At 49.0% G+C, this 24,360-nt stretch carries 22 protein-coding genes, 1 tRNA gene and 1 pseudogene; 17 read left to right on the top strand and 7 right to left on the bottom strand.

Annotated elements, in window-relative coordinates; translation table 11 throughout:
* Window positions 1-67: 67 nt before the first annotated feature.
* Window positions 68-3,217, top strand: a complete 3,150-nt coding sequence (locus ABD846_RS07920) for an efflux RND transporter permease subunit (protein ID WP_344824922.1) — start codon at window positions 68-70, stop codon at window positions 3,215-3,217.
* 36 nt (window positions 3,218-3,253) lie between these two features.
* Window positions 3,254-4,666, top strand: a complete 1,413-nt coding sequence (locus tag ABD846_RS07915; RefSeq protein ID WP_344824920.1) for an efflux transporter outer membrane subunit — start codon at window positions 3,254-3,256, stop codon at window positions 4,664-4,666.
* 129 nt (window positions 4,667-4,795) lie between these two features.
* Here the strand turns inward: ABD846_RS07915 and ABD846_RS07910 are convergent.
* Together ABD846_RS07910 and ABD846_RS07905 are read right to left on the bottom strand one after the other, a co-directional pair.
* A tRNA-Arg gene (locus ABD846_RS07910) sits at window positions 4,796-4,869 on the bottom strand.
* A gap of 67 nt (window positions 4,870-4,936) precedes the next feature.
* Window positions 4,937-5,362 carry a hypothetical protein gene (locus ABD846_RS07905; RefSeq protein WP_344824917.1) on the bottom strand — a complete coding sequence of 142 codons (426 nt, stop codon included), beginning with the start codon at window positions 5,360-5,362 and terminating at the stop codon, window positions 4,937-4,939.
* A 221-nt stretch (window positions 5,363-5,583) separates the two neighbouring features.
* On the opposite strand from ABD846_RS07905, the gene recQ reads away from it, so the two are divergent.
* The 6 genes and pseudogenes from recQ to ABD846_RS07875 all read left to right on the top strand — a co-directional run bounded on the left by recQ (window position 5,584) and on the right by ABD846_RS07875 (window position 13,269).
* Window positions 5,584-7,812 carry a DNA helicase RecQ gene (recQ, locus tag ABD846_RS07900; protein ID WP_344824914.1) on the top strand — a complete coding sequence of 743 codons (2,229 nt, stop codon included), beginning with the start codon at window positions 5,584-5,586 and terminating at the stop codon, window positions 7,810-7,812.
* Between the two features lie 19 nt (window positions 7,813-7,831).
* Complete coding sequence (locus ABD846_RS07895) at window positions 7,832-8,836, top strand: DHH family phosphoesterase (RefSeq protein ID WP_344824911.1); 1,005 nt, start codon at window positions 7,832-7,834, stop codon at window positions 8,834-8,836.
* A 19-nt stretch (window positions 8,837-8,855) separates the two neighbouring features.
* On the top strand, window positions 8,856-9,746 hold the full coding sequence (locus ABD846_RS07890; protein WP_344824908.1) for an FKBP-type peptidyl-prolyl cis-trans isomerase: 891 nt from the start codon (window positions 8,856-8,858) through the stop codon (window positions 9,744-9,746).
* 42 nt (window positions 9,747-9,788) lie between these two features.
* Window positions 9,789-10,721, top strand: a complete 933-nt coding sequence (locus ABD846_RS07885) for an FKBP-type peptidyl-prolyl cis-trans isomerase (RefSeq protein WP_344824905.1) — start codon at window positions 9,789-9,791, stop codon at window positions 10,719-10,721.
* 28 nt (window positions 10,722-10,749) lie between these two features.
* Window positions 10,750-12,147, top strand: a pseudogene (locus ABD846_RS07880) (M1 family metallopeptidase); the annotation flags it as partial.
* Window positions 12,148-12,477: 330 nt separating this feature from the next.
* Window positions 12,478-13,269 (top strand): TIGR00266 family protein, encoded by a 792-nt coding sequence (locus ABD846_RS07875; RefSeq protein ID WP_344824900.1) that lies wholly within the window; start codon window positions 12,478-12,480, stop codon window positions 13,267-13,269.
* 50 nt (window positions 13,270-13,319) lie between these two features.
* Here ABD846_RS07875 and rluF read toward each other — a convergent pair whose 3' ends face one another.
* On the bottom strand, window positions 13,320-14,234 hold the full coding sequence (gene rluF, locus ABD846_RS07870; RefSeq protein WP_344824897.1) for a 23S rRNA pseudouridine(2604) synthase RluF: 915 nt from the start codon (window positions 14,232-14,234) through the stop codon (window positions 13,320-13,322).
* Between the two features lie 83 nt (window positions 14,235-14,317).
* Between rluF and ABD846_RS07865 the strand changes: the two genes are divergently transcribed.
* Both ABD846_RS07865 and ABD846_RS07860 read left to right on the top strand, forming a co-directional pair.
* Entirely contained in the window at window positions 14,318-14,797 is a 480-nt protein-coding gene (locus ABD846_RS07865; RefSeq protein WP_344824894.1) for an META domain-containing protein, read from the top strand.
* Window positions 14,794-15,465 (top strand): ferredoxin reductase domain-containing protein, encoded by a 672-nt coding sequence (locus tag ABD846_RS07860; RefSeq protein ID WP_344824891.1) that lies wholly within the window; start codon window positions 14,794-14,796, stop codon window positions 15,463-15,465. Before ABD846_RS07865 ends, ABD846_RS07860 begins: the two co-directional genes overlap by 4 nt.
* A 43-nt stretch (window positions 15,466-15,508) precedes the next feature.
* On the opposite strand, the gene ABD846_RS07855 is transcribed toward ABD846_RS07860, so the two are convergent.
* From ABD846_RS07855 to ABD846_RS07840, 4 genes are all read right to left on the bottom strand, one after another.
* Entirely contained in the window at window positions 15,509-16,156 is a 648-nt protein-coding gene (locus tag ABD846_RS07855; protein ID WP_344824888.1) for a carbonic anhydrase family protein, read from the bottom strand.
* 40 nt (window positions 16,157-16,196) lie between these two features.
* Window positions 16,197-17,819 (bottom strand): SulP family inorganic anion transporter, encoded by a 1,623-nt coding sequence (locus ABD846_RS07850; RefSeq protein WP_344824885.1) that lies wholly within the window; start codon window positions 17,817-17,819, stop codon window positions 16,197-16,199.
* A 166-nt stretch (window positions 17,820-17,985) separates the two neighbouring features.
* Window positions 17,986-18,312 (bottom strand): hypothetical protein, encoded by a 327-nt coding sequence (locus tag ABD846_RS07845; RefSeq protein WP_344824883.1) that lies wholly within the window; start codon window positions 18,310-18,312, stop codon window positions 17,986-17,988.
* Window positions 18,313-18,391: 79 nt separating this feature from the next.
* On the bottom strand, window positions 18,392-18,859 hold the full coding sequence (locus tag ABD846_RS07840; protein ID WP_344824881.1) for a (4Fe-4S)-binding protein: 468 nt from the start codon (window positions 18,857-18,859) through the stop codon (window positions 18,392-18,394).
* Between the two features lie 322 nt (window positions 18,860-19,181).
* Here ABD846_RS07840 and abc-f point away from each other — a divergent pair, with 322 nt between their 5' ends.
* From abc-f to ABD846_RS07805, 7 genes are all read left to right on the top strand, one after another.
* Window positions 19,182-20,795, top strand: a complete 1,614-nt coding sequence (abc-f, locus tag ABD846_RS07835; protein WP_344824879.1) for a ribosomal protection-like ABC-F family protein — start codon at window positions 19,182-19,184, stop codon at window positions 20,793-20,795.
* Between the two features lie 131 nt (window positions 20,796-20,926).
* Window positions 20,927-21,244, top strand: a complete 318-nt coding sequence (locus ABD846_RS07830; protein WP_344824877.1) for an ArsR/SmtB family transcription factor — start codon at window positions 20,927-20,929, stop codon at window positions 21,242-21,244.
* Between the two features lie 12 nt (window positions 21,245-21,256).
* Window positions 21,257-21,718 carry an SRPBCC domain-containing protein gene (locus tag ABD846_RS07825; RefSeq protein ID WP_344824874.1) on the top strand — a complete coding sequence of 154 codons (462 nt, stop codon included), beginning with the start codon at window positions 21,257-21,259 and terminating at the stop codon, window positions 21,716-21,718.
* A 12-nt stretch (window positions 21,719-21,730) separates the two neighbouring features.
* On the top strand, window positions 21,731-22,132 hold the full coding sequence (locus tag ABD846_RS07820; RefSeq protein WP_344824871.1) for a DoxX family protein: 402 nt from the start codon (window positions 21,731-21,733) through the stop codon (window positions 22,130-22,132).
* Window positions 22,129-22,713 (top strand): YdeI/OmpD-associated family protein, encoded by a 585-nt coding sequence (locus ABD846_RS07815; RefSeq protein ID WP_344824868.1) that lies wholly within the window; start codon window positions 22,129-22,131, stop codon window positions 22,711-22,713. The genes ABD846_RS07820 and ABD846_RS07815 overlap by 4 nt, the downstream gene beginning before the upstream one ends.
* Before the next feature lies 1 nt (window position 22,714).
* The gene (locus ABD846_RS07810) at window positions 22,715-23,290 is read left to right on the top strand and encodes a Crp/Fnr family transcriptional regulator (protein ID WP_344824866.1); all 576 of its coding nucleotides are present in this window, start codon (window positions 22,715-22,717) and stop codon (window positions 23,288-23,290) included.
* Window positions 23,291-23,372: 82 nt separating this feature from the next.
* Window positions 23,373-24,347, top strand: a complete 975-nt coding sequence (locus tag ABD846_RS07805; RefSeq protein WP_344824864.1) for a quinone oxidoreductase family protein — start codon at window positions 23,373-23,375, stop codon at window positions 24,345-24,347.
* Window positions 24,348-24,360 lie beyond the last annotated feature (13 nt).

The following is a 24,360-nucleotide window of genomic DNA, read 5'->3' as shown; positions in this document are numbered from 1 at the left end:
CGAGGACTATTATCAATCATCTCACAATGCGGGGCTCCAACCCCCGCACCAGTAAACATTTACCTACATGTTAAAAAGATTTATTGAAAGACCGGTATTATCTACCATTATTTCCATTCTCCTGTTGCTATTGGGAATCATCTCACTGATCAATCTGCCGATCAATCTGTTCCCGGATATTGCTCCTCCCAGCGTGCAGGTAACGGCATCCTATCCGGGGGCGAACGCCGAAGTGGTGGCGCGTTCCGTAGCCACACCCATTGAGGAGGCAGTAAACGGTGTGGAAAACATGACGTACATGACTTCCAATTCCAGTAATGACGGAAGTATGACGCTGACCGTATTCTTCAAGCAGGGCACCGATCCCAATATCGCGGCCGTGAATGTGCAGAACCGCGTGTCGAAGGCAACCAGCCAGATACCACAGGAGGTAATCCAGGCAGGTATTTCGACGCAAAAAGTACAGAACAGTATGATCATGTTCATGGGGCTTACAAGTGAAGACAGCACTATGTACGACGAACTGTTCCTGCAGAACTACATTAAAATAAACATCATCCCGCAGATACAACGTATTCCCGGAGTAGCGCAGGCCCAGGTTTTCGGATCGCAGGACTACAGCATGCGTATCTGGCTGCAACCTGATCGCCTTGCCGCAAACAACCTTTCTCCACAGGAAGTATTACGCGCTATTCAGGATCAGAACCTCGAAGCGGCGCCCGGCCGGCTGGGACAGAACAGCAAAGAAACGTTTGAGTTTATCCTGAAGTACAAAGGAAAGCTGAACAAAGCGGAGGATTACGAAAATATGGTTGTAAAGGCAAATGCGGACGGATCGATGCTGCGTCTTAAAGACGTGGCGCGCGTACAGTTCGGCTCCTACAGCTATGCTGCAGCCAACCGTCTGGACGGCAATCCCGTGGCGGGCTTTGCGATCCTCCAGACGGCCGGATCCAATGCAAACGATATCATCACAGAGATCGAAAAGCAGATAGAGGGAATGAAACCGCTATTGCCTAAAGGCGTGAAGACGGTTGTGATGTACAACTCCAAAGACTTCCTGGATGCTTCCATTCACCAGGTGATCGAGACATTGATTGTGGCTTTTATCCTGGTGTTTATTGTCGTGTTTATTTTCCTTCAGGATTTCCGCTCCACGCTGATCCCGGCTATTGCGGTACCCGTAGCTATTATCGGTACGTTCTTCTTCCTGCAGTTGTTCGGATTTACGATCAACCTGCTGACGCTGTTCGCGCTCGTTCTGGCGATCGGTATCGTGGTAGATGATGCGATCGTTGTCGTAGAGGCCGTTCACGCGAAAATGGAACATACACGCATGTCGGCGAAAGAGGCAACAGTGCAATCCATGAGTGAGATCTCGGGAGCGATCATATCGATTACACTTGTCATGGCTGCGGTGTTCGTTCCCGTAGGATTCATGCAGGGTCCGGCCGGTGTATTTTATCGTCAGTTTGCCTTCACACTCGCGATAGCGATCATTATTTCTGCCGTGAATGCATTGACTTTAAGTCCGGCACTTTGTGCAATTTTTCTGAAGAATATACATGGTTCCGACCATTCGGAGCATAACAGTCAGCTGAATTTCAAACAGCGGTTCTTCCATGCGTTCAATACGTCCTTTGAGCGCTTAACCGACCGGTATGTGAGAAGCCTGCAATTCCTGATCAAAAATAAATGGGTAGCAATATCCGGACTGGCACTTATTACCGCTGTCAGCATATTCCTGATCCGCAAAGCACCCACCGGATTTATCCCGAATGAAGATCAGGGCTTTGTTTTGTACGCCGTAAACACGCCTCCCGGAAGTTCTCTCGACAGAACACAAAATGCAACTCATGCGATCGACGCCATTATCCGCAAAGAAGAGCCGGTAGGCAAACTATGGGTGGCAGACGGACTGAACTTCATCAGCAACGCGAACGCATCGCCTTATGCAGCCGGCTTTATCCGCCTGAAAGATGTGAAAGACCGTGGCGCAGAAAAAGATCCGGACAAATTTGCTGCAGCGCTTACTGCTAAGGTGGCACAGGTGAAAGACGCAAGTGCATTCTTCTTTAGTTTCCCGACAGTACAGGGATTCGGCAATGTGAGCGGTTTTGAACTTATGTTGCAGGATCGCGGTAACGGAAGCCTGCAGCAGTTGGGAGAAACAGCCTGGCAGTTTATCGGTGCTTTGATGCAACGAAAAGAGATCGCGTTTGCTTTCACCACATTTGCGGCTGGTAACCCGCAGTATGAAATTGAGGTGGATTTCGAGAAGGCAAAGCAGCTCGGCGTTTCGGTGAGCGAACTGATGCAGACCCTGCAGATCTATTTCGGCAGCAGCTTTGTCTCCGATTTCAACCGCTTCGGTAAATATTATCGCGTAATGGCTCAGGCCGATATCCCGTACCGGAACGACGCATATTCCATGGAAGGCATCTTTGTGAAAAACAACCAGGGTGAAATGCTGCCGGTTTCCACGATCATCAATCTGAAACGTACTTACGGACCGGAAACAGTGACACGCAACAACCTTTTCAATGCGGTAACTATCAACGGAACTCCGAAGCCCGGATACAGTACCGGAGACGCAATTAACGCTGTTGAGGAAACGGCTAAAAAGGTATTGCCCAGAGGATATGCCTACGAATGGACGGGTATCACCCGCGAAGAAAAAGCGACCGGCGGTCAGACCGCGTACATCTTTATGCTGAGCGTAATCTTTGTATTCTTCCTGCTGGCCGCGCAATACGAAAGCTATATCCTGCCGTTCGCCATCGTCCTGACCATTCCTACCGGGATACTCGGAGTGTTTGCATTTACCGGACTGGCAGGCATCGACAATAACATTTATGTGCAGGTGGGGCTGATCATGCTGGTAGGCTTGCTGGCAAAGAATGCGATCCTGATCGTGGAATATGCTGTTCAGCGGCGCGCGGCAGGCATGAGCCTTATCGCATCGGCACTGGAGGCCTCCAGATTGCGTCTGCGTCCTATCCTGATGACATCGTTCGCGTTCATCGTGGGGATGCTGCCGCTGGTATGGGCGAGCGGGGCATCTGCAAAAGGAAATCACTCCATCGGAATGAGCACCGTGGGCGGAATGGCCACCGGTGTACTGTTCGGTATTTTTATCATCCCCGTTCTCTTTGTGATTTTCCAGCACTTGCATGAGCGCGTTTCGGGTAAAAAGCCGGAAAACGCAACGGTATAAAAATCTGTCAATTCTGGAGCACTAAATTCTCATACAATGAACAATAAACTTCTTTATAGCCTGTCGGCATCATCCATTCTATTACTGGCAGCATGTAAAATGCCGCGCATTCCGGCTGCGGAACTGGCCAATGTTCCGGCGCAATACAACCGGGTTCAAACAACAGACTCATCCAGCATTGCGGATCTCGGATGGAACGAATTTTTCACTGACCCTGCATTGCAAAGGCTGATCCGTGACGGAATTCAATATAACTACGATCTGCAGCTTGCACTGAAAAGGGTAGAGGCTTCGCAGACCCAACTCCGGCAGGCAAAACTGCTGCAGCTGCCGGTTGTCAATGCGGCGATCACCGCACAGTCGTCTCATCCTTCTAAAAACAGTCTGAACGGTATCAGCCTGAATACCTTTTTGGGCCAGACACATATCGAAGACTATAACGCAGCATTCAACCTGTCCTGGGAGGCCGATATATGGGGCAAGCTGCGCCTGAAAAAGGAAGCGGCATTGTCTGCCTACCTGCAAACTTACGAGGCGCAGAGAGCCGTGCAAACCCAAATCGTTGCAGCGATCGCACAGGGATATTATAACCTGCTGATGCTGGACGAACAACTCTCGGTGGCGCACAGCAACCTGCTGCTGAACGATACAACGCTGACATTTACGAAACTCCAATGGGATGCGGGAATGGTTTCTTCTCTTGCAGTGCAACAGGCCGAATCTCAGAAGCAATCTGTTGCGATACTGATCCCGCAGCTGGAATCGGCAATTGCGGTGCAGGAGCATGCGCTGAGCATACTTACGGGCAAAATGCCGGATTCGGTATACCGCGAAACAAAGCTGTCTGAAATGCACGTAAACGAGCAATATGCCACCGGAGTACCAGCAGGACTCGTAAGCCGCAGGCCCGATGTGCGCGCTCAGGAAATGGCTTTGCGCCGCGCCAATGCACAGGTAGGTGTGGCACAGCGCGAAATGTATCCTTCACTGACCATTACCGCTGTTGGCGGACTCAACTCTTTTAAGTCTAGCAACTGGTTTGAAATACCCGCCTCTCTTTTCGGAAATGTAGTGGGCGGACTTACCAGCCCCGTTTTCCAGAGAGGTGCATTAAAAGCCAATCTCGCCCTCGCAAAAAACCAGCGCGAACAGGCAGTGCTTTCTTTCCGGCAAACGGTACTTCAGGCGGTAGGAGATGTTTCCGATGCGCTCGTACAGCATGATAAGCTCAGAGAACAGGCTCTGATTGCCACCGCGCAGGTAATGACCCTGAAAACTGCTATCCGGAATGCCCAACTGTTATACCAGAGCGGAATGGCTAATTATCTGGAAGTAATGACCGTACAGGGTAATGCGTTGCAGGCGGAACTGAACCTGGCTCTTGTGCGCCGGCAGCAGCTGAGTACTGTAGTGGATCTGTATCGCGCACTGGGCGGCGGATGGAAATAGTATATCCGGTGGTTTAAAGCGATTTAACGGAAAGAGCAGCTAATAATTAGCTGCTCTTTCCGTTATTGTTCATGTGAAAATCATTGCAAATAAAAAAGGGTTCCGAATGATCGAAACCCTTTTTTTAAGTGACCGCGTCAGGATTCAAACCTGAAACCTTCTGATCCGTAGTCAGATGCTCTATTCAGTTGAGCTACGCAGCCAGTTCGTTTTGGGATTGCAAAGGTAATCAGGGATTTGTATTTTCCAAAAAAAGTTTTTAAAAATTTCTTACTGTAATATGAAATTCCTGAAGAAGGCCGGTTTTTGTGCAGTGTCTGTAAGGGTTATTTCATCGGTTCCCACCTCATACAGGTAGTCCAGCGACTGTTCAATGCCCTGGCTTTTCAGATTGATGTGCATACCGTTGTCACCCACGAAATACCAGGTAAGCGTGTCTATGAAAGAACTGTTATTTCCCACACGGAAACCGGTGCCGCCGGATTTGAACTGATAGCTGAAAGCTGCCGAATCGGACACCATATTTTTTTCGTTCTGATCAAAAGCTCCGTTGTTGTTGATGTCGCTTCCCTGAAAACGTAATTTCCAGGAATGGGTCACGCGGCTTTCCTGCGTAATGATAGGTGTTTCTTTTTTACAGGAACAGAAAAAAAAGGAACCTATCAGAAAAAGGCTTATCTTAATTGAGAATTTCATGGCGCTGCTTATTTGCGGTGTTATAGCGAAGTGTACGAAGATAACAGATAATCATCAATTAACGTGGCATTAAAGTTATGCCAAAGCCTGATTTCTTGATTTATATGAATGTATTTTGTACTACTTTTGCGACCCTGTTGAAAACACGCCTGACATGTATACTTGTACATTCAGTATTTTATCATCAAATCAACAGTCAATAACAAATATCCGGATTAATTATGGGAGCGACTACTGGTACCGTCAAGGCAAAGTATAACCTGAAGAAAGAATTGCAGAAGCATTTCGGCTTTGATTCTTTTAAGGGTTCGCAGGAGGCGATCATCAGGAACGTTTTAATGCGCAAAGATACATTTGTGATCATGCCTACCGGCGGCGGCAAGTCGCTTTGCTATCAGCTGCCTGCATTATTGCTGGATGGTGTGGCGATTGTTATCTCTCCGCTCATCGCACTGATGAAAAACCAGGTGGACCTGATCCGCGGGTACAGCAGTCAGGACAATATTGCGCACTTCCTGAACTCAACGCTCAGCAAGGTGCAGCAGCGTAAAGTAAAAACGGATCTGGTCGAAGGCCGCACGAAAATGCTGTATGTAGCTCCGGAAACACTGACCAAAGCTGAAAATATCGAGTTTTTTGCCGATCTGAATATTTCCTTCGTTGCCGTGGATGAAGCACACTGTATTTCCGAGTGGGGACATGATTTCCGCCCGGAATACCGCAAATTGCGCACGATGATCGAAGCGATCAATCCTAATATTCCGATCATCGCATTAACCGCTACCGCAACTCCGAAAGTGCAGGACGACATTGTGAAGAACCTGGAGTTACGGGATCCGGAGATCTTTATTTCATCATTCAATCGCGCGAATCTCTATTATGAGATCGTTCCGAAGCTTTCCAAAGAACACACCCTCAAAAGCATTGTGAAATTCATTCACAGCATGCGCGGGAAGAGCGGCATTATTTATACACTTAACCGTAAGACTACGGAAGAGCTTGCAAACCTGCTCCAGGCGAACGGTGTCAGCGCTGTTGCTTACCACGCGGGACTGGATGCCGGTATACGTTCCCAGCGTCAGGACATGTTCCTGATGGAAAAAGTGGATGTCATCGTAGCCACTATCGCATTCGGTATGGGTATCGATAAGCCGGATGTACGCTTTGTGGTGCATTACAACATTCCTAAATCCCTCGAAAACTATTACCAGGAAACAGGACGCGCCGGGCGTGACGGACTGGAAGGGAAGTGCATGCTGTATTACTCTTACAAAGACGTTCAGAAGCTCGAGCACCTCATGCGCGACAAGCCTTTGAGTGAGCGGGAAATGGGTGGTCAGCTGATCGCGGAAACAGTAGCCTATGCGGAAAGCAGCGTCTGTCGCCGGAAAATGCTGTTGCACTACTTTGGAGAAACCCTCAAAGACGCTAATTGCGGTAATTGCGATAACTGTCTGAATCCGAAAGAGAAACTGGACGTAAAAGATTCGGTGAAGATTGTGCTCGACACGATCAAAGAGGTGGATGAACGTTTTGGCATCGACTATATCGTAAATATCATATTGGGCGTGAGCAATCCGCAGATCATCACGTTCCGTCACAATAAACTGAAATCGTTCGGTTCCGGACTGATCATGGAAATGGATGCCAATTTCTGGCAATCGCTGATCCGCCAGATGATGCTGGAAGGCTTTATCCGTAAGGACATTGAAGAATACGGCTTACTGAAGATCACCGATGCAGGGCACAAATTCCTCAAGAAACCTCATTCGATTGAAGTGTCGCTGAATCACCGTTATGCGGAGGAATCAGAAAATGATGACAGCTTCCAGTCCGGAGAATCAAACGGAGCTGCATTGGACGAAACACTGTTCAAGATGCTTATGGACCTGCGCCGGGAAGTGGGAGAGGAGCATAATGTACCGCCGTTCGTTGTTTTCCTTGAAAATTCGATTGAGGATATGGCTACCAGCTATCCGACCACAATGGAAGAGCTGGAAAAGATCGTCGGTGTGAATAAGGGAAAGGCTATCCGCTACGGGCGCAAATTTGTCAAGCTCATTGCACGGTACGTAGAGGAGCATGGTATCGAAAAATCGGAAGATTTCGTGATGAAGAGCGTGGTGAATAAAAGCGGCATGAAGGTATTTATCATCACCAATATCGACAAACGCATCCCGCTGGAGACCATCGCGAAAAATAAAAATATCACTATGGCAGAACTGCTCGGCGAAATGGAAACCATTGTAGCCAGCGGTACCAAACTGAATATCGGCTATTGCATCGATGAGGAACTGGACGAGTACGAACAGGATGAAATATTTGATTATTTCCGTACCTGTCAGGACGACGACCTTAACCAGGTGTATGACGCGTTCCGCGATCAGGATATCAGCATTGAGACATTACAGCTCATGCGTATTAAATTTTTAAGTGAATTCGGCAGCTAAGCCAGACGAATACATCATTATGAAACCAATACAGGAAGTACTGCCCTTATTACAGCAACCGCGAAATATATTTATAACCACCCATCATAAGCCCGACGGCGACGCAATCGGCAGCATGATGGCGTTAACCCTGTTCCTCGAAAAAATGGGGCATACCGTTTCCCCGGTGTCACCGAGTGAAGTACCGGATTTCCTGGCCTGGGTGCCCGGCTTATCGAAAGTACTGAACCACGAAGCGGAACCCCGCAAGGTGGAACCGGCGATTGCAGCAGCCGATCTGATCTTCTGCCTTGACTTTAACGACTTCAGCCGGGTGAAAGGCATGCAAACCTTACTGAGCAGCGCCACTCAGACAAAAGTGCTGATCGATCATCATATGTTCCCCAAGCCGGATTTTGATTTCGGTGTCAGTGAACCTTTAAAAAGCAGCACCTGCGAAATGGTGTATGATTTTATCAACCTTACCGGCCACAATGCACTGATAGACGAGCAGATAGGAGCGTGCATCTACACCGGGGCAATGACCGACACCGGTTCCTTCCGCTTCCCGGCCTGTACCGCATCGGTACATGAAATGATTGCCGATCTGATGCGCAAAGGACTGAAACATAGTGTCATTCACGAAGAAGTATATGATTCCTGGGAGGAACGCCGCATGCGTTTTCTGGGCTTTGTATTGCAGGAACGCATGGAGATATTCCCGGAATACAGCTCAGGACTGATCACTTTGTCGCAGGAAGACCTTCAAAAGTTCGACGTACGCAGCGGAGATACTGAAGGAATTGTTAATTATCCGATGAGTATTGCCGGCATCCGCTTTGCCACGCTTATCATAGAACGTAAGGATGGTATTAAACTGTCCTTCAGAAGCAAAGGTACTTTCGATGTGAACGCGTTTGCGCGTAACCATTTTAACGGCGGAGGGCATTTTAATGCGTCCGGCGGACAATCTTCACAATCTTTTTCGGAAACTATTTTATGTTTTAAACGAATTTTATCCGAATTTCACCCCTCGAAAAATTAAACGTTAATCATTTATCTGTATGTTAAAACAAGTTTTATCTATTGCCGCTTTGGCCGCGATCATGGTTGGTGCGGCTTCCTGTAATAAAGGCGGATTCAAAAAAACAAAAGACGGAGTTGAGTACAATATCGTAAAAGACGAAAAAGGCGACGCTGCTAAAATCGGAGATTACATCGAATACCACATGGTGGGAAGAATCGGCGACAGTCTGATGTTCGACAGCAGAAAAATGATGAACGGCAAAGCTCTGGAAATGGAATTGCAACGTAATCCTGCGACGCCTAAAGCAATGGATCCTACCGATGTGATCACTATGCTCTCTGCTGGCGACAGCGCGGTTATCCGTTTCGAAATGGATTCTATGGCACGCAAAATGTATACGTTTGCAAAGCCTACCGATAAAATCCAGCTCGAGATCAAAATGGTTTCTGTAAAAACCAAAGCTCAGTTTGAAGCAGGTCAGAAACAAAAACAAGCCGAAATGGAAGCTCAGGCGTCTAAGCAGGTTGGAGTGGATGATCAGCTGATCCAGGAATACCTGAGCAAAAATGGTATCTCTGCTCAGAAATCCGCATCAGGCGTTTATTACATCATCACCAAACCAGGTGCAGGTGAAAACGCTACCGCAGGTAAAACTGTGAAAGTAAAATACACAGGTAAGACAATGGACGGAAAAGTGTTCGATTCAAACATCGATCCTCAGTTCCAGCATACAGAGCCATTGGAATTTATCCTCGGTCAACGTCAGGTAATTGCCGGATGGGATGAAGGAATTTCCCTGCTGAACAAAGGCGCAAAAGCTACTTTGTTTATCCCGAGCGGACTTGCCTACGGAGCTGAAGGCCGCGAGCCGCAGATCCCTGCGAATTCCATCCTGATCTTCGATGTTGAACTGTTGGATTTCAAATAAGAATTTCACCTAAATTAAATCACAAAAAACACACAGACCCTAATGAAAAAATTAGTCGTTTTGGGACTTGGCTGCTTTGCTTTGTCAGCAACCTCTTTTGCACAGAATCAACGTGAACAATTTGTAGCTCAACCTGTAACACTGGGTAAAACAGTGAACGGATGGACAGAAGTAAGCAATGGTTTACAGATGCGCATCTGGAAAGATGTTCCGGGAAAATCCCCTCAGGTAGGCGATTTTATTACCATCCACACACGTTCCCGTGTAGGAGACAGTGTCCTGTTCAGCTCACGCGTTGTAAACAACAATGAGCCTTTCGAACTGCAGGTACGTCCCGCACAGCAACCGCGCTACGACCTCATGGACGGGTTCCAGTTGCTGAGTGCAGGCGACAGTGCTACCTTCCGTATGCCGCTGGATACCATCCTCGCAATGGGTGCTCCTATGGCTCCGTGGATGAAGAAAGGTGCAGGCATGTGGCTGGATCAGGACGTGGTTGTTGTAAAACAAAAAACACAGGCAGAAGGCTTCAAGGAAAAAGCTGAAAAAGCAAAATCCATGATGGTTAAAGATTCAGCAGCGCTGAAAGCTTACTTCACTAAAAACAATATCAAACCTGTACGTCATGCTTCCGGAATGTATATCAAATACAACCAGGCAGGAACAGGCGATACGGCACGTGAAGGCCAGAAAGTAACTGTGAAATACACCGGCAGAACCATGGACGGAAAAGTATTCGACTCAAATGTTGATTCTGCTTTCCACCACGTTGAGCCGTTCAGCTTCACCATTGGTCAGGGTCAGGTTATTCCGGGCTGGGACATCGGTGTAGGTACTATGAAAAAAGGATCTAAAGCAACCCTGTACATCCCAAGCATTATGGCTTACGGAGACAGAAGCCCGAGTCCTGCCATTCCGGCAAACAGTATCCTGATCTTCGATGTTGAAGTGACTGATATTGCAAAAGCGGAATAGTACATCGCCTAACCGGAATTTTTGACGAATGAATATAGTTAAGAAGAAAATTATGATATGTCTTACAGGGTGTTTGCTCACAGCAAACGCCCTGTTTGCTTTTAACCGGCAGGACAGCCTGCGCGGCGGCAATGGTAACGGACGCAACTGGTGGGACGTTCAGTATTACCGTCTTTATGTCTCCTTAAATGACCAGGAACGTTCCATTGCCGGATCCACCACCATTGTTTTCAAAATCAGCGGCAGGGTCTCCGACAGTATGCAGATAGACCTGCAGGAACCGCTGCAACTGGACAGCGCGGTAGCGCTCGGAGAAAGCATACCGTTCACACGAGAAGGAAACGTATTCTGGCTGAAGCATCCGTTCCGGAAACAGCTTCAGGGCTCACAGCAAACGCTGAAGCTGTATTATCACGGCATTCCGAAAGCCGCGCGCAAAGCGCCCTGGGATGGAGGATTGGTCTGGTCTAAAGACGCTAACGGAAATCCATGGGTGGCAGTTGCCTGCCAGGGGACCGGTGCCAGTTGCTGGTGGCCATGTAAAGATATCCAGTCCGATGAACCGGACCAGGGTATGAAAATCCGGCTTTCCGGTCCGTCAGATCTGGAAGCGATCGCAAACGGAAGATTCGGATCACGACTGCGCACGGGAAACCGTCAGCAGATAGATTGGGAAACAGCCGACCCGATCAATAATTACGACGTCACTTTCTATCTCGGTGACTATGTGCACTGGAACGAAGATTATCAGGGAGAAAAGGGTCCGCTGCACCTGATCTTTTGTTCTTTACGGGACAACGAAGCCATAGCGCGTAAACAGTTCAAAGAAGTTACCCGCATGCTCAGCGCTTTTGAATATTGGTTTGGTCCCTATCCTTTTTATGACGACGGATATAAAATAGTCGAGGCCCCTTATCTCGGAATGGAGCACCAGAGTGCAATCGCATATGGGAATGGTTACCAGAACGGCTACCAGGGTAAAGACCGGAGCAATACCGGCATAGGGTTACTGTTTGATTTTATAGTAGTGCACGAAAGCGGGCACGAATGGTTCGGGAACAGTATCACCGCAGCCGATATAGCCGACAACTGGATACATGAAGGATTCACCACTTACGCCGAAGCACTTTTTGTGGAATACTGGTTCGGACCCGACAAAGCCCGCGCCTATACAATGGGGCAGTGGGCCAATATTCAGAATGATGTTCCCGTTCAGGGACATTACGGCGTCAACGACGACGGTAGCAGCGATAAATATGATAAGGCCGCTGCCATGATCCATACCATACGCGAACTGATGCACGACGACACAAAGTTCCGGCAGATGCTGCGCACTATGAATCAGCGGTTCTATCATAAGCAGATTACCGGTGCTCAGATGGAATCTTTCCTGAAAGAGTTTACGGGGTTGCCTTTACAGCCTGTATTCGATCAATACCTGCGCAGCACAGACATTCCCGTACTGGAATGGAAACGTAAGCGTAAAACGCTATCGGTTCGCTTCAGCCATTGCGCAGACGGATTCGCACTACCGGTCCGCATTCACGAAGGAAATGCGGCAGCTCAGTCTGTAACAATAGGCAGCAACTGGCAGGAGTTGAAACTGAAAGATGCTGAGAGCAGCATAAGCTTCGAACATTATTTCCTGATAAAAGAAAACCAGGTTCACTGACAATTTCACCGAAATTTCACTGCAGCCTCGCAGGAGCTGTACTGTTTGCCTTAGTTTTGGACTACAAATAAAATCAGTCAAACTATGAATAACCACGAAATTGATTACCGCATTTTCGGAGAAGAAATGCAGTATGTAGAGGTGGAACTGGACCCGGGAGAAACGGCGGTTGCCGAGGCCGGTTCATTTATGATGATGGACGATGGAATCGAGATGTCGACAATCTTCGGCGACGGCAGTCAGAATCAGAATTCCAATTTCCTGGGTAAGTTGTTGAGCGCCGGCAAGCGTGTGCTTACAGGTGAAAGTCTGTTTATGACAACCTACACCAACACCTCGCAGGGCAAAAAACATGTTTCGTTTGCATCTCCCTATCCCGGTAAGATCATTGCTTTAGACCTCATGCGACTCGGTAACCGTATCATTTGTCAGAAAGATAGTTTCCTGTGTGCGGCCAAAGGCGTGTCTATCGGGATTGAGTTTCAGCGTAAACTCGGAACTGGCCTGTTCGGAGGAGAAGGGTTCATCATGCAAAAACTGGAAGGCGATGGTATGGCATTTGTACATGCCGGCGGGCACGTAACCGAACGCGAACTGCAACCGGGCGAATTGCTCAAGATAGATACCGGGTGTATCGTGGCGTTCACATCAGGCGTAAGCTACGATATCCAGTTTGTAGGCGGCATCAAAAATACATTGTTCGGTGGCGAAGGTGTTTTCTTTGCGACGCTCAGGGGTCCGGGACGCGTATGGATACAGACATTGCCTATCAGCAGGTTGGCAAGCCGTATTCTTTCTTACGGTACCGTCCGCAGGAAAGAGGAGGGTAGTGTGCTCGGAGGACTCGGCAATCTGCTCGACGGCGATGGATGGTAGCGGAAAATTACTCGTTATAAAAAGCCCGGTATATCTGATACCGGGCTTTTCTATTTTCTTTTTCCTTTACTGCGATAATCTTTATAGGAAGATTTCTTTGGCGAAGATGGTGGCGGTGTATTATTACCATCAGCCTTCTTTGCCGGTTTAGCGGACTGCTTAAGCGCCTTTTCAGGTTTTGCTGCGGGAGATTCCCTTCGGGGCCTTTCAGACGGGGCTGCTTTCACTTTCGGTGAAGCTTTTGCCGTATTGTCCGAACCCGACACGGACGCCTTGAGCATGGCCACTTCAGCATCACTCAGATTACGCCACTTACCCGTAGCGAGGGTTCCGAGCTGAATGTTCATGATGCGCACACGCTTCAGGGAAACAACCGAGTACCCAAGGGCCTCACACATGCGTCTTATCTGGCGGTTCAGTCCCTGCACCAGCGTGATCGAAAATGTTTGCCGGCCGCTCATCACCACTTTACAGGGAGCGGTCACCGTATCCAGGATAGGCACACCGGTGCTCATCCTGGCAACAAATCCCTGCTCGGCAGGTTTATTGAGCTTTACTATATATTCCTTTTCATGCTTATTGCCGGCCCGTAGAATCTTGTTCACGATATTGCCATCATTGGTCAGGAATATCAAACCCTCTGAATCTTTATCCAGTCGCCCTATAGGGAAAATACGCTTGGGGTGGTTCACATACGAAATAATATTGCCGGGGATATGCATTTCGGTGGTGGTGGTGATACCGGCCGGCTTATTCAGCGCGATATACACCAGCTTATCCTTTTTAGGCGCCGTTATCAGGCTGCCATCTACCTCTACTTCGTCTCCTTCCTCATACCGGTTACCCAATCGCGCAGGCCTGCCATTCAGCAATACCCGGCCGGATTCAATGAGCTTATCTGCTTCCCTCCGGGAACAATATCCTGTGTCACTGATAAACTTATTAAGACTGATTGATAAATCCACGCGCGCTTATTTTCAAAGATGTTTCACAAAGATAATTGACTAAAAAGGAATAAGTTTGTACGAGTCCACGAAAAACCGTTTTTATGAGAAAAATTTGTGCAATCGCCTTACTGCTCGGCAGTTTCAGTATGCCTGTTGTTGCGCAGACCGCCCCCCATGGTAAAGAAGATCCTGTAGTACGCTCGCAACGGCTCCTGCAGGGAGCATGGACTTTACAATGGATGAAAGGAGGCGATGTCGCTAAATTGTATCCGGCCAAAAAGCCGCTTGTGAGTATCAATGTCGCGTACGGCAAAATATCAGGTTTCAATGGCTGCAACAATTATTTCGGCACAATAAAAGTAGAAGGCGATAAGCTCTTTTTTAAGGGTCCGCTGGGCAGCACCAAAATGGCCTGCGATCAGGTGGACGAACAGAAATTTATGTCGCTGATCAACGAAGTGAAGACATTCAAAGTAGCCGACAGCAACAGCCTCGAGCTAAGTACCGCGCAAGGGGTGGCACTGCGCTTCACACGACTGCCCAAAAAATCGAATCAACAAAACCAACCGAAAAATAAGTGAGCAATAAATATATCGTAAAGATCCTGGATGCGGAATATATCAATCATGATGTAAAACGTTTTATACTCGAAAAGCCGCCCGGATATGTATTCACACCCGGCCAGGGTACGGAAGTCGCTATCAATCTGCCCGAATGGAATGATAAATTCAGACCTTTTACTTTCACTAACCTGGTCTCGCAGAATTACCTGGAGCTGATGGTGAAAATTTATAACGACCGGAGCGGCGTTACCAAACAGCTTGGCAAAACGAATGCAGGTGCAGAACTGATTATCGGTGATGCATTCGGTGCGATCACGTACAAAGGCCCGGGCGTATTTATCGCCGGAGGCTCAGGTATCACTCCCTTCATTTCTATTTTCCGTTCGCTGTTCCGTGCAAATCTGCTTAAAGGCAATCGTCTGATCTATTCCAATAAAACAGCAGAAGACGTGATCCTGTATCCGGAGCTGCAACGGATGCTCAACGGTGATATGCTGAATTTCTTTTCGCATGAAAACCGCATCGGGTTCGGGTTAAATCACATCGACCGCAATTACCTGATTGATAATATACGCGATTTCAGTTCCTATTTTTATCTCTGCGGACCGGAGTCGTTTGTGAGCGATCTGTCGAAGATATTGCTGGATCTCGGCGCAAAGCTCGACTCGCTGGTAGTAGAACAATAAACGGGAAAAGGATCGCAGTGCGCGATCCTTTTCTTTTGCTTTTTTATGATCCGGCCATCGTTGCCATCTCCGGCATTACGGCTTCGTTTTCGAAAAACTCAATGCGGCCGTTTCCGATGTCGTATAGTGCAGTAACAATACCTACCTTACCTTCCTGCAGCAGATTGCGGATCACTTCGCTCCCCGCAAGTACCTCTTCCAGCGAGTGCTGAATATTGTGATGGGTAACAGCAGTAACAAAAGCCTCGTTATCGCTGCTCCTGTTTTCAGTGATCGTAGTTTCGCGCGCAATCGCAGGTTTGATGTGTTCCAGCAGACCGGTGAGGTTACCCATGCGCACATCGTCGCAGGCGCCTTTGATCGCGCCACAGCCCGTATGGCCGAGGATCAGGATCAGGCGTGCACCAGCTGCGGCAGTTGCGTATTCCAGGCTGCCGAGGATACCCGGGGTGATTACATTTCCTGCAATACGGATGCTGAAAATATCCCCGATACCCAGATCGAAGATCAGCTCTGCCGATGTACGCGAATCCATACAGCTCACCACCACAGCAAACGGCTGCTGACGGAAGCGTGTATCCTTCACCTGCTGCAGCAGATCCTGGTTCATGCTCATGTTATTGTAAAAACGGAAATTCCCTTCTTTAAGGGTACGCAGTGCTTCCTGCGGACTGATATTTGAGTTTGGCATAACTAAGTTCTTTTTTTGATTAGATTAAGTAAACAGGGAATTAAGGCTGGCTGTCCTGCAGTTCATTGATCAGCTTTTCATTTTTACCCGCCGTGCGTTTTGGTTCCCCCTTTTTGTCGATAAGCCGCGAGATCAACTCTCTTTCTGAGTTCATATCCGGTAAGCGGTAAATAGATTTGAATCCGGAAAGCGACACCCGGATTCCTTTTTCCGGAGCTTGTATCAGTGCAAAATCGCGGATCACCTGGAGTACATCATGGTCGATATATTCTGTGTTGCCCGCGTCGATGATCACATTGCTGTTGGTCTTCAGCGACTCGAGTGTCTTTTTGATCGCTCCTTTGTTCAGATACGATACTTCTTCCGAAAGTTTGATACGGATCAGATCGCCGTCTTCGTAGGAACTGCGCTGGAAATAATAGGCGTTCCGCATATTCTGGCGCAGGATAAAGAAAATGCTCACCGCCAATCCGATCGCAACACCTTTCAGCAGATCGATAGAAACTACTGCCACCACCGTTACCACAAAAGGCAGAAACTGGACACGACCGCCTTCCTGCCATATATGACGGAATATGGAAGGATGACACAAACGGTAACCGGTAAGTATCAGGATTGCGGCCAGGGAAGCATAGGGTATTTTGTTCAATACTGTTGGAATAGCCGCCACCAATACCAGTAACAGAATCCCGTGGATGATCGTGGCCAGCTTGGTGCGTCCGCCTGCATTGATATTGGCCGACGACCGCACAATCACTGAAGTGATAGGCAAACCTCCGATCATACCGCTTACCATATTTCCCACACCCTGCGCGAACAGTTCACGGTTGCCCGGAGAAAAGCGCTTCATCGGATCCAGCTTATCTGTCGCTTCAAGACATAACAGACTTTCAATGGAAGCTACCACTGCAATTGTCAGACCCGTGATCCAGACATGAGGATTCGCAAAGCCACTGAAGGCGGGCAGATGATATTGACCGAGGTACTCGCTGAAACTGGCCGGGGTAGGGAGGCTTACGAGATTTGCCTGACCGATCACCCAGCTGCTGCCGCTGAGCTTAAACAACTCATTGATCACGATACCCGAAACCACTGCTACGAGTCCGCCCGGCAACCATTGAATGCGTTTGAAGAACGGACGCTGCCACAATACCAGTATGCCTATTGCCACAAGTGCAGCTACAATAGCTCCCGGATGCAGAAAATTCACGTGGCGGATCAACGAGTCAAACATGCCTTCGCCACCGGCTTCCACAGAAAAGAAATCTCCGTCATTCGCTTTGTCATAACCGAACGCATGCGGTATCTGGCGCAGGATAATGATCACACCGATACCGGCCAGCATCCCTTCAATAACGTTTGAAGGAATATAATTGGATATGGAACCGGCTTTGATGATGCCGAACACAATCTGGAAAATCCCGGCGATGACTACAGCACACAGGAACAGATCGAAACCGCCGAGGGCAGGAATGGCTGTCGCAACAATAGCTGTGAGACCTGCGGCCGGACCGGTAACACTGAGTTGTGAGCCACTAAACATACCCACGACAATACCGCCGACAATACCAGCATTGATCCCCGCAATAAGCGGCGCACCACAGGCAAGCGCAATGCCCAGACAAAGCGGGACGGCAATCAGGAAGACTACCAGTCCGGACATTGCATCATTTTTTATATATGAAAAAGAGGGAAGAAGGGAACGCATTCAATTGGGATTTGCGCATATACGACAGAGGGAATGCCGCTATGCAGGATTGAAAGATGAAAACAATAAAGACAGGAACATACTGAAGAACACAGAATGTGAACTTCAGTCGGTAAAATTCCTATGCGTTCGGAGGGGGGACAAATATATCCGGGTAATGCTGATCCTCCAGGAACTGGGATCTGTGAATCACCGAAGTGGTAAGTCCGGCAATCCGGTATTCAGCGTATGAGGGTTCAGGAAAGGAGCTGCGCAAAGAAGCGGGTAGACTCTCTTTGAATTTGGAAGTAAAGTCCATATCAAACGGATCGTCGCCGTCCTCCGGACTATCTTCTTCATGTAATTCTTCGGTCAGCTGTGCCTTGAACAAAATCTTTCCGATCGCCCTTACAGGGAGGATCTGAAAAGAAAAAATGGTCAGCAGCAATGATGCCAGAAAAATACGCATTGCGCCAAAGATAACGACAATCAACCGTAAAAGGCGCCGAAATACTTGTTAAAAAGGTATCGGTGAAGCTACAAGGCGATCAGCCCTGAAAATCTATTTTGGTATGACTGCCATCGCAGAAAGGTTTGTTTGCAGAAGCACCGCAACGGCATAAGGCTGTAACCTTTGATTTACGGGTTTCCTTGCCGTCTGCGTCTTTGATCACCACATTTCCGTAAACCATCAGCGGACCTTTAGGGGCCAACTCGATAATCGTTTCAGATTGAACCTGTGTTTCAGGTTGCGTTTCCGGAGCTTCCGGTGCAGCATTTTGAGCAACATCCGCATTCATAAAAAACGATAGAGCACCGGAAGGACATTTTTTTACCTGCTCAATAATAGCCGCCGTTTCCGCAGCTTCCGGCTTGATCCATGGACGATCCTTAGGATTGAACACATCGGGGAGACCGGTGGAGTTTTTCCAGCAAACGGTGGAGTGGATACATTTTTCGTTTTGCCAGACAATAGTGACTTCACCATTTGAGTAGTACTTCGTAACGGATTTCATTGGAGCGGTATGAATTGACGGAGCTAAGATAATTGATGAACAGAGTAGCAGCAAATTTCATTTACTTAACATAATGTAAATTATGAGCAAATAGTGGTAAGGGCGGAGAGTAGGTGCTTAGGCCCAACTGCTCACCAAACGCTTGTCTTTCAAATACATCCCGATTATGATTGAACTGCAACGTTCAATTTATCAGTTTTGCGGGCTTATCCGTATCTTTGTCGCACATTTATCCGGAACACACTAACATGTAATCGATCCTTTTCCTTCAGACAGAATCCCCGACCGCAGCATTTTTGCGGCGAATATTGTTCACTTGGAAATGACTGCATCGATGATCGTTCTGCAACAACTATCCTATGCGCATCCGGACAAACATGCGCTTTTTACAAATATCAACTTTACCGTAAACACTTCGGAACGACTCGCCCTTGTCGGCAACAACGGCTCCGGGAAATCCACTTTACTGCATATAATCGCGGGCAACCTGCAAGCTTCAGGCGGACACATAACTATAGCGAGTCAGCCCTACCTGGTCCCGCAGACATTCGGACAATACAATCACCTGACCGTGGCAGCTGCACTGGGCATCAGCGAAAAGCTGCATGCATTGCAGCAGATACTCGACGGCCATACCGACGCGGTGTATTTTGATCAGCTACAGGACGACTGGACGATTGCCGAACGTGCCGAAGCTGCCTTAGCCGCGTGGGGACTGTCCGTTTCCGACCTGCAGCAACCGATGGAAGCGCTCAGCGGCGGACAGAAAACAAAGGTATTCCTGGCAGGAATCGCGATTCATAAACCTGCTCTCATTTTAATGGATGAACCGACAAATCACCTGGACGCCCAAAGCCGGGAGCATTTGTACCGTTTTATAGAAACCTGCAAAGCGACCCTGCTTATTGTGAGCCACGACCGCAAACTGCTGAACCTGATGCCAGCTATATGCGAGTTGACTACCGGGAACATACAATATTACGGTGGCAACTACGAACATTACCTGCAGCAGAAACAGCTGGAGCAGGATGCGCTGCAGCAAGACATTCACAGCCACGAAAAGGCGCTGCGCAAAGCGCGCGAAAAAGAACGCGAATCCGTAGAACGACAACAGAAACGCGATGCGCGTGGAAAAGCAAAGCAGGAAAAAGCGGGCGTAGCGAAAATCATGATGAACACGTTGCGCAACAATGCGGAGAACAGCACCGCAAAGACAAAGGATGCTCATGCCGAAAAGGTACAGTCGATCGGAAAGGAATTGCAACAGCTGCGGGACCATTTACCTGCAATCGACAAAATGAAGTTTGATTTTACGGATGCTTCGCTGCATAAAGGGAAAATTCTGTGTTCGGCAACAGCGGTGAATGTTGCTTACTCAGGAAAGTTTCTCTGGCCCGAAGCCCTGAGTTTTCAGATCAGCAGCGGAGAGCGGATTGCTTTGAAAGGCGGGAACGGTTCCGGCAAAACCACACTGATACAGCTGATCCTCGGACTAAAGCAGCCCGATACCGGAGCGCTTTCCCGCGCAGCATTCAATCATGTGTATATCGACCAGGAATATGCATTGCTGGAAAACGGCCTGACGGTGTATGAGCAGGCACAGGCATTCAATACGGGCGCCTTGCAGGAACACGAAATAAAAACACGTCTGAACCGGTTTCTGTTCACCCGTGGAGACTGGGACAAAACCTGCGGTATGCTGAGCGGCGGCGAGCGCATGCGATTACTGCTTTGCTGCCTGAATATCGGACGCCAGGCACCGGAGATGATCGTGCTGGACGAACCCACCAACAACCTGGACATCAGCAATGTCGAAATCCTGAGCCAGGCAATACAGGAGTATCGCGGAACGCTGGTACTGGTATCGCATGACGAAGCGTTTGCCAAAAGCATCGGAACGGACCGAGAGATCATACTCGAATCCGGGAGTTCCTGAGAAAGGGGAGTGCTGCACTCCCCTTCTGCTGTACCACCCTACTCCGGAGTTAAAACAACCAACCTGAAAAATAAATTTGTGCAGCTATATAGCTGCACGTATATTTGCAGTCAAATAGCTGCATATTATTTATGGAATTACGAAGAGATGTTTTCCAGGCGATCGCCGATCCCACACGCAGGGCCATTCTTACGCTCGTAGCGCTGCAAGCCATGACACCGGGCGCCATTGCGGCACAGTTCGATTCTTCGCGGCAAACGATATCGCGGCACATACAGGTACTCACAGAGTGCGAATTGCTGCGGCAGGAACAGAACGGCCGGGAAATACATTATTACATCAATGCGGTTAAGTTCAAAGAGATCTCCGACTTTATCGAACCGTTCCGCAAGCTTTGGGACGACCGGTTTAACAAGCTTGAAGCTGTAATGAAAAAATACAAATCCTGACAAAAAACGACTATGGAACTCAAAACAAAAGTGAACGCCGAGAACGGCAAGCAGGAATTATTTATCACACGCGAATTCGACCTGCCGCTGGAACTGCTGTTCCGTGCCTATACAGAAGCCGATATCGTGGCCCAATGGATGGGCACACAGGTGGTGCAGCTTGATAACCGCTCCGGTGGTGCCTACCGTTTCGAAACCACAGACCCCAAAGGCAACAAGCACTATTTCGGCGGCAGTATACATGAGCTTGTTCCGGGTAAGCGTATCGTCCGCACCTTTGAGATGCTGCAGACACCTTTTGGTCCGCAACTGGAATTCCTCGAATTTGAAGCGATCGGAACAGAGCGCAGCAGACTCAATATGCAGGTTGTATACCGCTCAGTCGCGATACGCGATCAGATATTGCAACTGCCCTTTATCCAGGGAATTAATATGGCCCACCAACGCCTGGAAAGCTATTTCATACAACAATAATTGCAAGGAGTTATGAACAGAACCCGCAACATCATTTACTGGATTGCCACAGCCTGGCTTTGTCTGGGACTTGCATCCACTGGCATCGTGCAGCTGCTGCATCGTAAAGAAGAACTGGTACGTATGCAAAGTCTCGCCTATCCCCCCTACCTGCTCACGATCATCGGCACCTGGAAGCTTTTGGCAATACCAGCCCTGTTATTACCCCGCATGCCCCTGCTAAAGGAATGGGCTTACGCGGGCTGCTTTTTTGCGATGTCCTGCGCCGGTATATCACACCTGATCTGTGCACATCCGTTTGCGGATATTTTCCCATCTTTACTGTTATTGGTACTGACTCTTGTCTCTTGGTATTTCAGACCAGCTGCGGGCAGACCCTATCCTTTACTTAACGGAAAAGCACAAACGCTATGAATGCAACAGTAGATGCATACCTCGACAAAGCCGGTAAATGGGGCGAAGAAATGAGCCTGCTCCGCGAGATTATTATTTCTGCGGACAAGGATTTCGAAGAAGATTTCAAATGGGGGCATCCCTGTTACACGATAGACGGCGCGAATGTGGTACTGATCCACGGATTTAAGGAATACTGTGCCTTATTGCTGTTTAAGGCCGCGATCATGGACGATCCGGACGGTATACTCGTACAACAAACCGAAAATGTACAATCTGGCCGGCAGATCCGTTTCACCAGTCTTGCGGAGATCAAAGCGCAGAAAACGGTACTGAAAAAATACCTGCGTGAAGCCGTACGCGTGGAACGGTCCGGGCTGAAAGTACCGAAACGCGCGCCGTCCGAACTGACGCTGCCGGCAGAATTGAAAGCGACATTCAGGGAAATGCCGGAACTGAAAAAAGCATTTGAGGCCCTCACGCCCGGCAGGCAACGCGCGTACGCGTTGTACTTTGCAGACGCAAAGCAGGAGCAGACCCGCATATCGCGTATTCAGAAGCACATTCCCCAGATATTAAATGGCAAAGGTCTGAACGAATAGCATGTTCGAACAACTGCGCAATATACCACCGGCAACCATGGAAAAGCTGCAACCCTACCTGCAGCCTTTCCGGCGTATCGAAGTGCCGGCAAAGACCTGCCTGCTGCGCGAAGGCGAGATCGCGCGGAAATTCTACTGGATAGAACAAGGCTGCGTACGCGCCTGTTTCAACAATGACGGCGCAGACATCACCTTTCAGTTTTTCTTCGAACATACGGCTGTCGCATCCATAGAGAGTTTCCGCAAAAACATTGCAAGTCTGATAGCGATAGAAACAATAGAACCCTGCGTACTGTATTGTGCCGACAAGCAGGATGTGGAGGCATTGCTCACCGCGGTATCCGGAGATCCGCAACTACGCGAATTGCTGCTCGAAACGATATTCGAGCGCACCTTTGATTACATGAAACATTTCCTGTCCTTTATCCGCGACACGCCACAGCAGCGATACGAACGCCTGTTGCAGGAGCGGCCGGAGCTGGTGCGCAGGGTGCCGCAGCATTACATTGCTTCCTACCTCGGTATCAGCAGTGTGCACCTGAGCCGGATCAAATCCCGCATCGCGAAAGGAAAATAAACACCACCGACTTTCATTTAGTAACAAATGTTATCGTCCGCCGCCGGGAGGCACTCTAGCTTTGCCGCATCAACGATAAAAAATGAAAGCAGCAGTAGTATTCGAAAAAGGAAGTCTTCCGCGTTACACCGATCAGTTTCCCGCGCCTGTACCGTCAGGGGAACACGAACAGATCATGCAGGTAAAAGCAGTATCACTGAAGCATCTCGACAAGATGCGTGCGAGCGGACAACACTATTCAACGCAGGATCAGGCATGGCAACCCCGCATTCCGGGCGGCGATGCAGCAGGTGTACTGGCCGACGGCACACGCGTATATGCATTGGGAATATCCGGCACGCTGGCGGAAACCACATTGATCGACCGTAACACCATAGTGCACATACCCGAGGGGCTGGACGACCTTTCCGCCGCGGCTTTACCCAATGCCGTAATGGGGTCCGCGATGGCCTTGCGTTTCAGGGCGCAGATACAGCCTGGCCAGACTGTCCTCATCAACGGTGCAACAGGCTTTACCGGGAAAGTGGCGGTACAGCTCGCGAAACATTACGGAGCGGCCTGCGTCATTGCAACCGGGCGGAATTCCGGAGTACTGGAATCGTTGCGGGATCTGGGTGCAGATCACCTGGTTCACCTGCAGCAGGAGCCGGAAGCCATACAGGCACAACTGCGCGCCTTGCACCAGCAGCATGCGATCGATATCGTGCTCGATTATCTCTGGGGAGCCAGCGCCGAGCTGATGCTCGATACGCTCAAAGGAAATGGCAGCTATGGTCACCCCATCAGCTATGTAAGCATAGGCGGAATGGCGGGAGATAAGATCAGCCTCTCCTCCTCCATATTGCGCGGTACGGATATACGCCTTTGCGGTTCGGGACTCGGAAGCTGGTCGGCACAGGAAGTGCAGGAACTTATCCGGAACATACTGCCGGAATTATTCAAGCTTGCAGCCGCAGGCGGTCTCCGGGCAGACACGCAGGCGCTGCCGCTCGAAGACATCGCGCGCGTATGGCAGATGGATCAGCAAGGAGGAACGCGTATTGTCGTGACAATATAACTGCTACCAGCCC

Source organism: Rurimicrobium arvi, assembly GCF_039540495.1.
GTDB classification, from domain to species: domain Bacteria; phylum Bacteroidota; class Bacteroidia; order Chitinophagales; family Chitinophagaceae; genus Rurimicrobium; species Rurimicrobium arvi.
Note: the sequence above shows the minus strand (reverse complement) of the source record. Positions and strands in the feature narration are given on the sequence as shown.

Bases quoted from the DNA above. Each gene is read 5' to 3' on its own strand.
- ABD846_RS07920 (WP_344824922.1), top strand. From the start codon at position 68: ATGTTAAAAAGATTTATTGAAAGACCGGTATTATCTACCATTATTTCC.
- ABD846_RS07915 (WP_344824920.1), top strand. From the start codon at position 3,254: ATGAACAATAAACTTCTTTATAGCCTGTCGGCATCATCCATTCTATTA.
- ABD846_RS07905 (WP_344824917.1), bottom strand. From the start codon at position 5,362: ATGAAATTCTCAATTAAGATAAGCCTTTTTCTGATAGGTTCCTTTTTT.
- recQ (WP_344824914.1), top strand. From the start codon at position 5,584: ATGGGAGCGACTACTGGTACCGTCAAGGCAAAGTATAACCTGAAGAAA.
- ABD846_RS07895 (WP_344824911.1), top strand. From the start codon at position 7,832: ATGAAACCAATACAGGAAGTACTGCCCTTATTACAGCAACCGCGAAAT.
- ABD846_RS07890 (WP_344824908.1), top strand. From the start codon at position 8,856: ATGTTAAAACAAGTTTTATCTATTGCCGCTTTGGCCGCGATCATGGTT.
- ABD846_RS07885 (WP_344824905.1), top strand. From the start codon at position 9,789: ATGAAAAAATTAGTCGTTTTGGGACTTGGCTGCTTTGCTTTGTCAGCA.
- ABD846_RS07875 (WP_344824900.1), top strand. From the start codon at position 12,478: ATGAATAACCACGAAATTGATTACCGCATTTTCGGAGAAGAAATGCAG.
- ABD846_RS07865 (WP_344824894.1), top strand. From the start codon at position 14,318: ATGAGAAAAATTTGTGCAATCGCCTTACTGCTCGGCAGTTTCAGTATG.
- ABD846_RS07855 (WP_344824888.1), bottom strand. From the start codon at position 16,156: ATGCCAAACTCAAATATCAGTCCGCAGGAAGCACTGCGTACCCTTAAA.
- ABD846_RS07850 (WP_344824885.1), bottom strand. From the start codon at position 17,819: ATGTCCGGACTGGTAGTCTTCCTGATTGCCGTCCCGCTTTGTCTGGGC.
- ABD846_RS07845 (WP_344824883.1), bottom strand. From the start codon at position 18,312: ATGCGTATTTTTCTGGCATCATTGCTGCTGACCATTTTTTCTTTTCAG.
- ABD846_RS07840 (WP_344824881.1), bottom strand. From the start codon at position 18,859: ATGAAATCCGTTACGAAGTACTACTCAAATGGTGAAGTCACTATTGTC.
- abc-f (WP_344824879.1), top strand. From the start codon at position 19,182: ATGACTGCATCGATGATCGTTCTGCAACAACTATCCTATGCGCATCCG.
- ABD846_RS07830 (WP_344824877.1), top strand. From the start codon at position 20,927: ATGGAATTACGAAGAGATGTTTTCCAGGCGATCGCCGATCCCACACGC.
- ABD846_RS07825 (WP_344824874.1), top strand. From the start codon at position 21,257: ATGGAACTCAAAACAAAAGTGAACGCCGAGAACGGCAAGCAGGAATTA.
- ABD846_RS07820 (WP_344824871.1), top strand. From the start codon at position 21,731: ATGAACAGAACCCGCAACATCATTTACTGGATTGCCACAGCCTGGCTT.
- ABD846_RS07815 (WP_344824868.1), top strand. From the start codon at position 22,129: ATGAATGCAACAGTAGATGCATACCTCGACAAAGCCGGTAAATGGGGC.
- ABD846_RS07810 (WP_344824866.1), top strand. From the start codon at position 22,715: ATGTTCGAACAACTGCGCAATATACCACCGGCAACCATGGAAAAGCTG.
- ABD846_RS07805 (WP_344824864.1), top strand. From the start codon at position 23,373: ATGAAAGCAGCAGTAGTATTCGAAAAAGGAAGTCTTCCGCGTTACACC.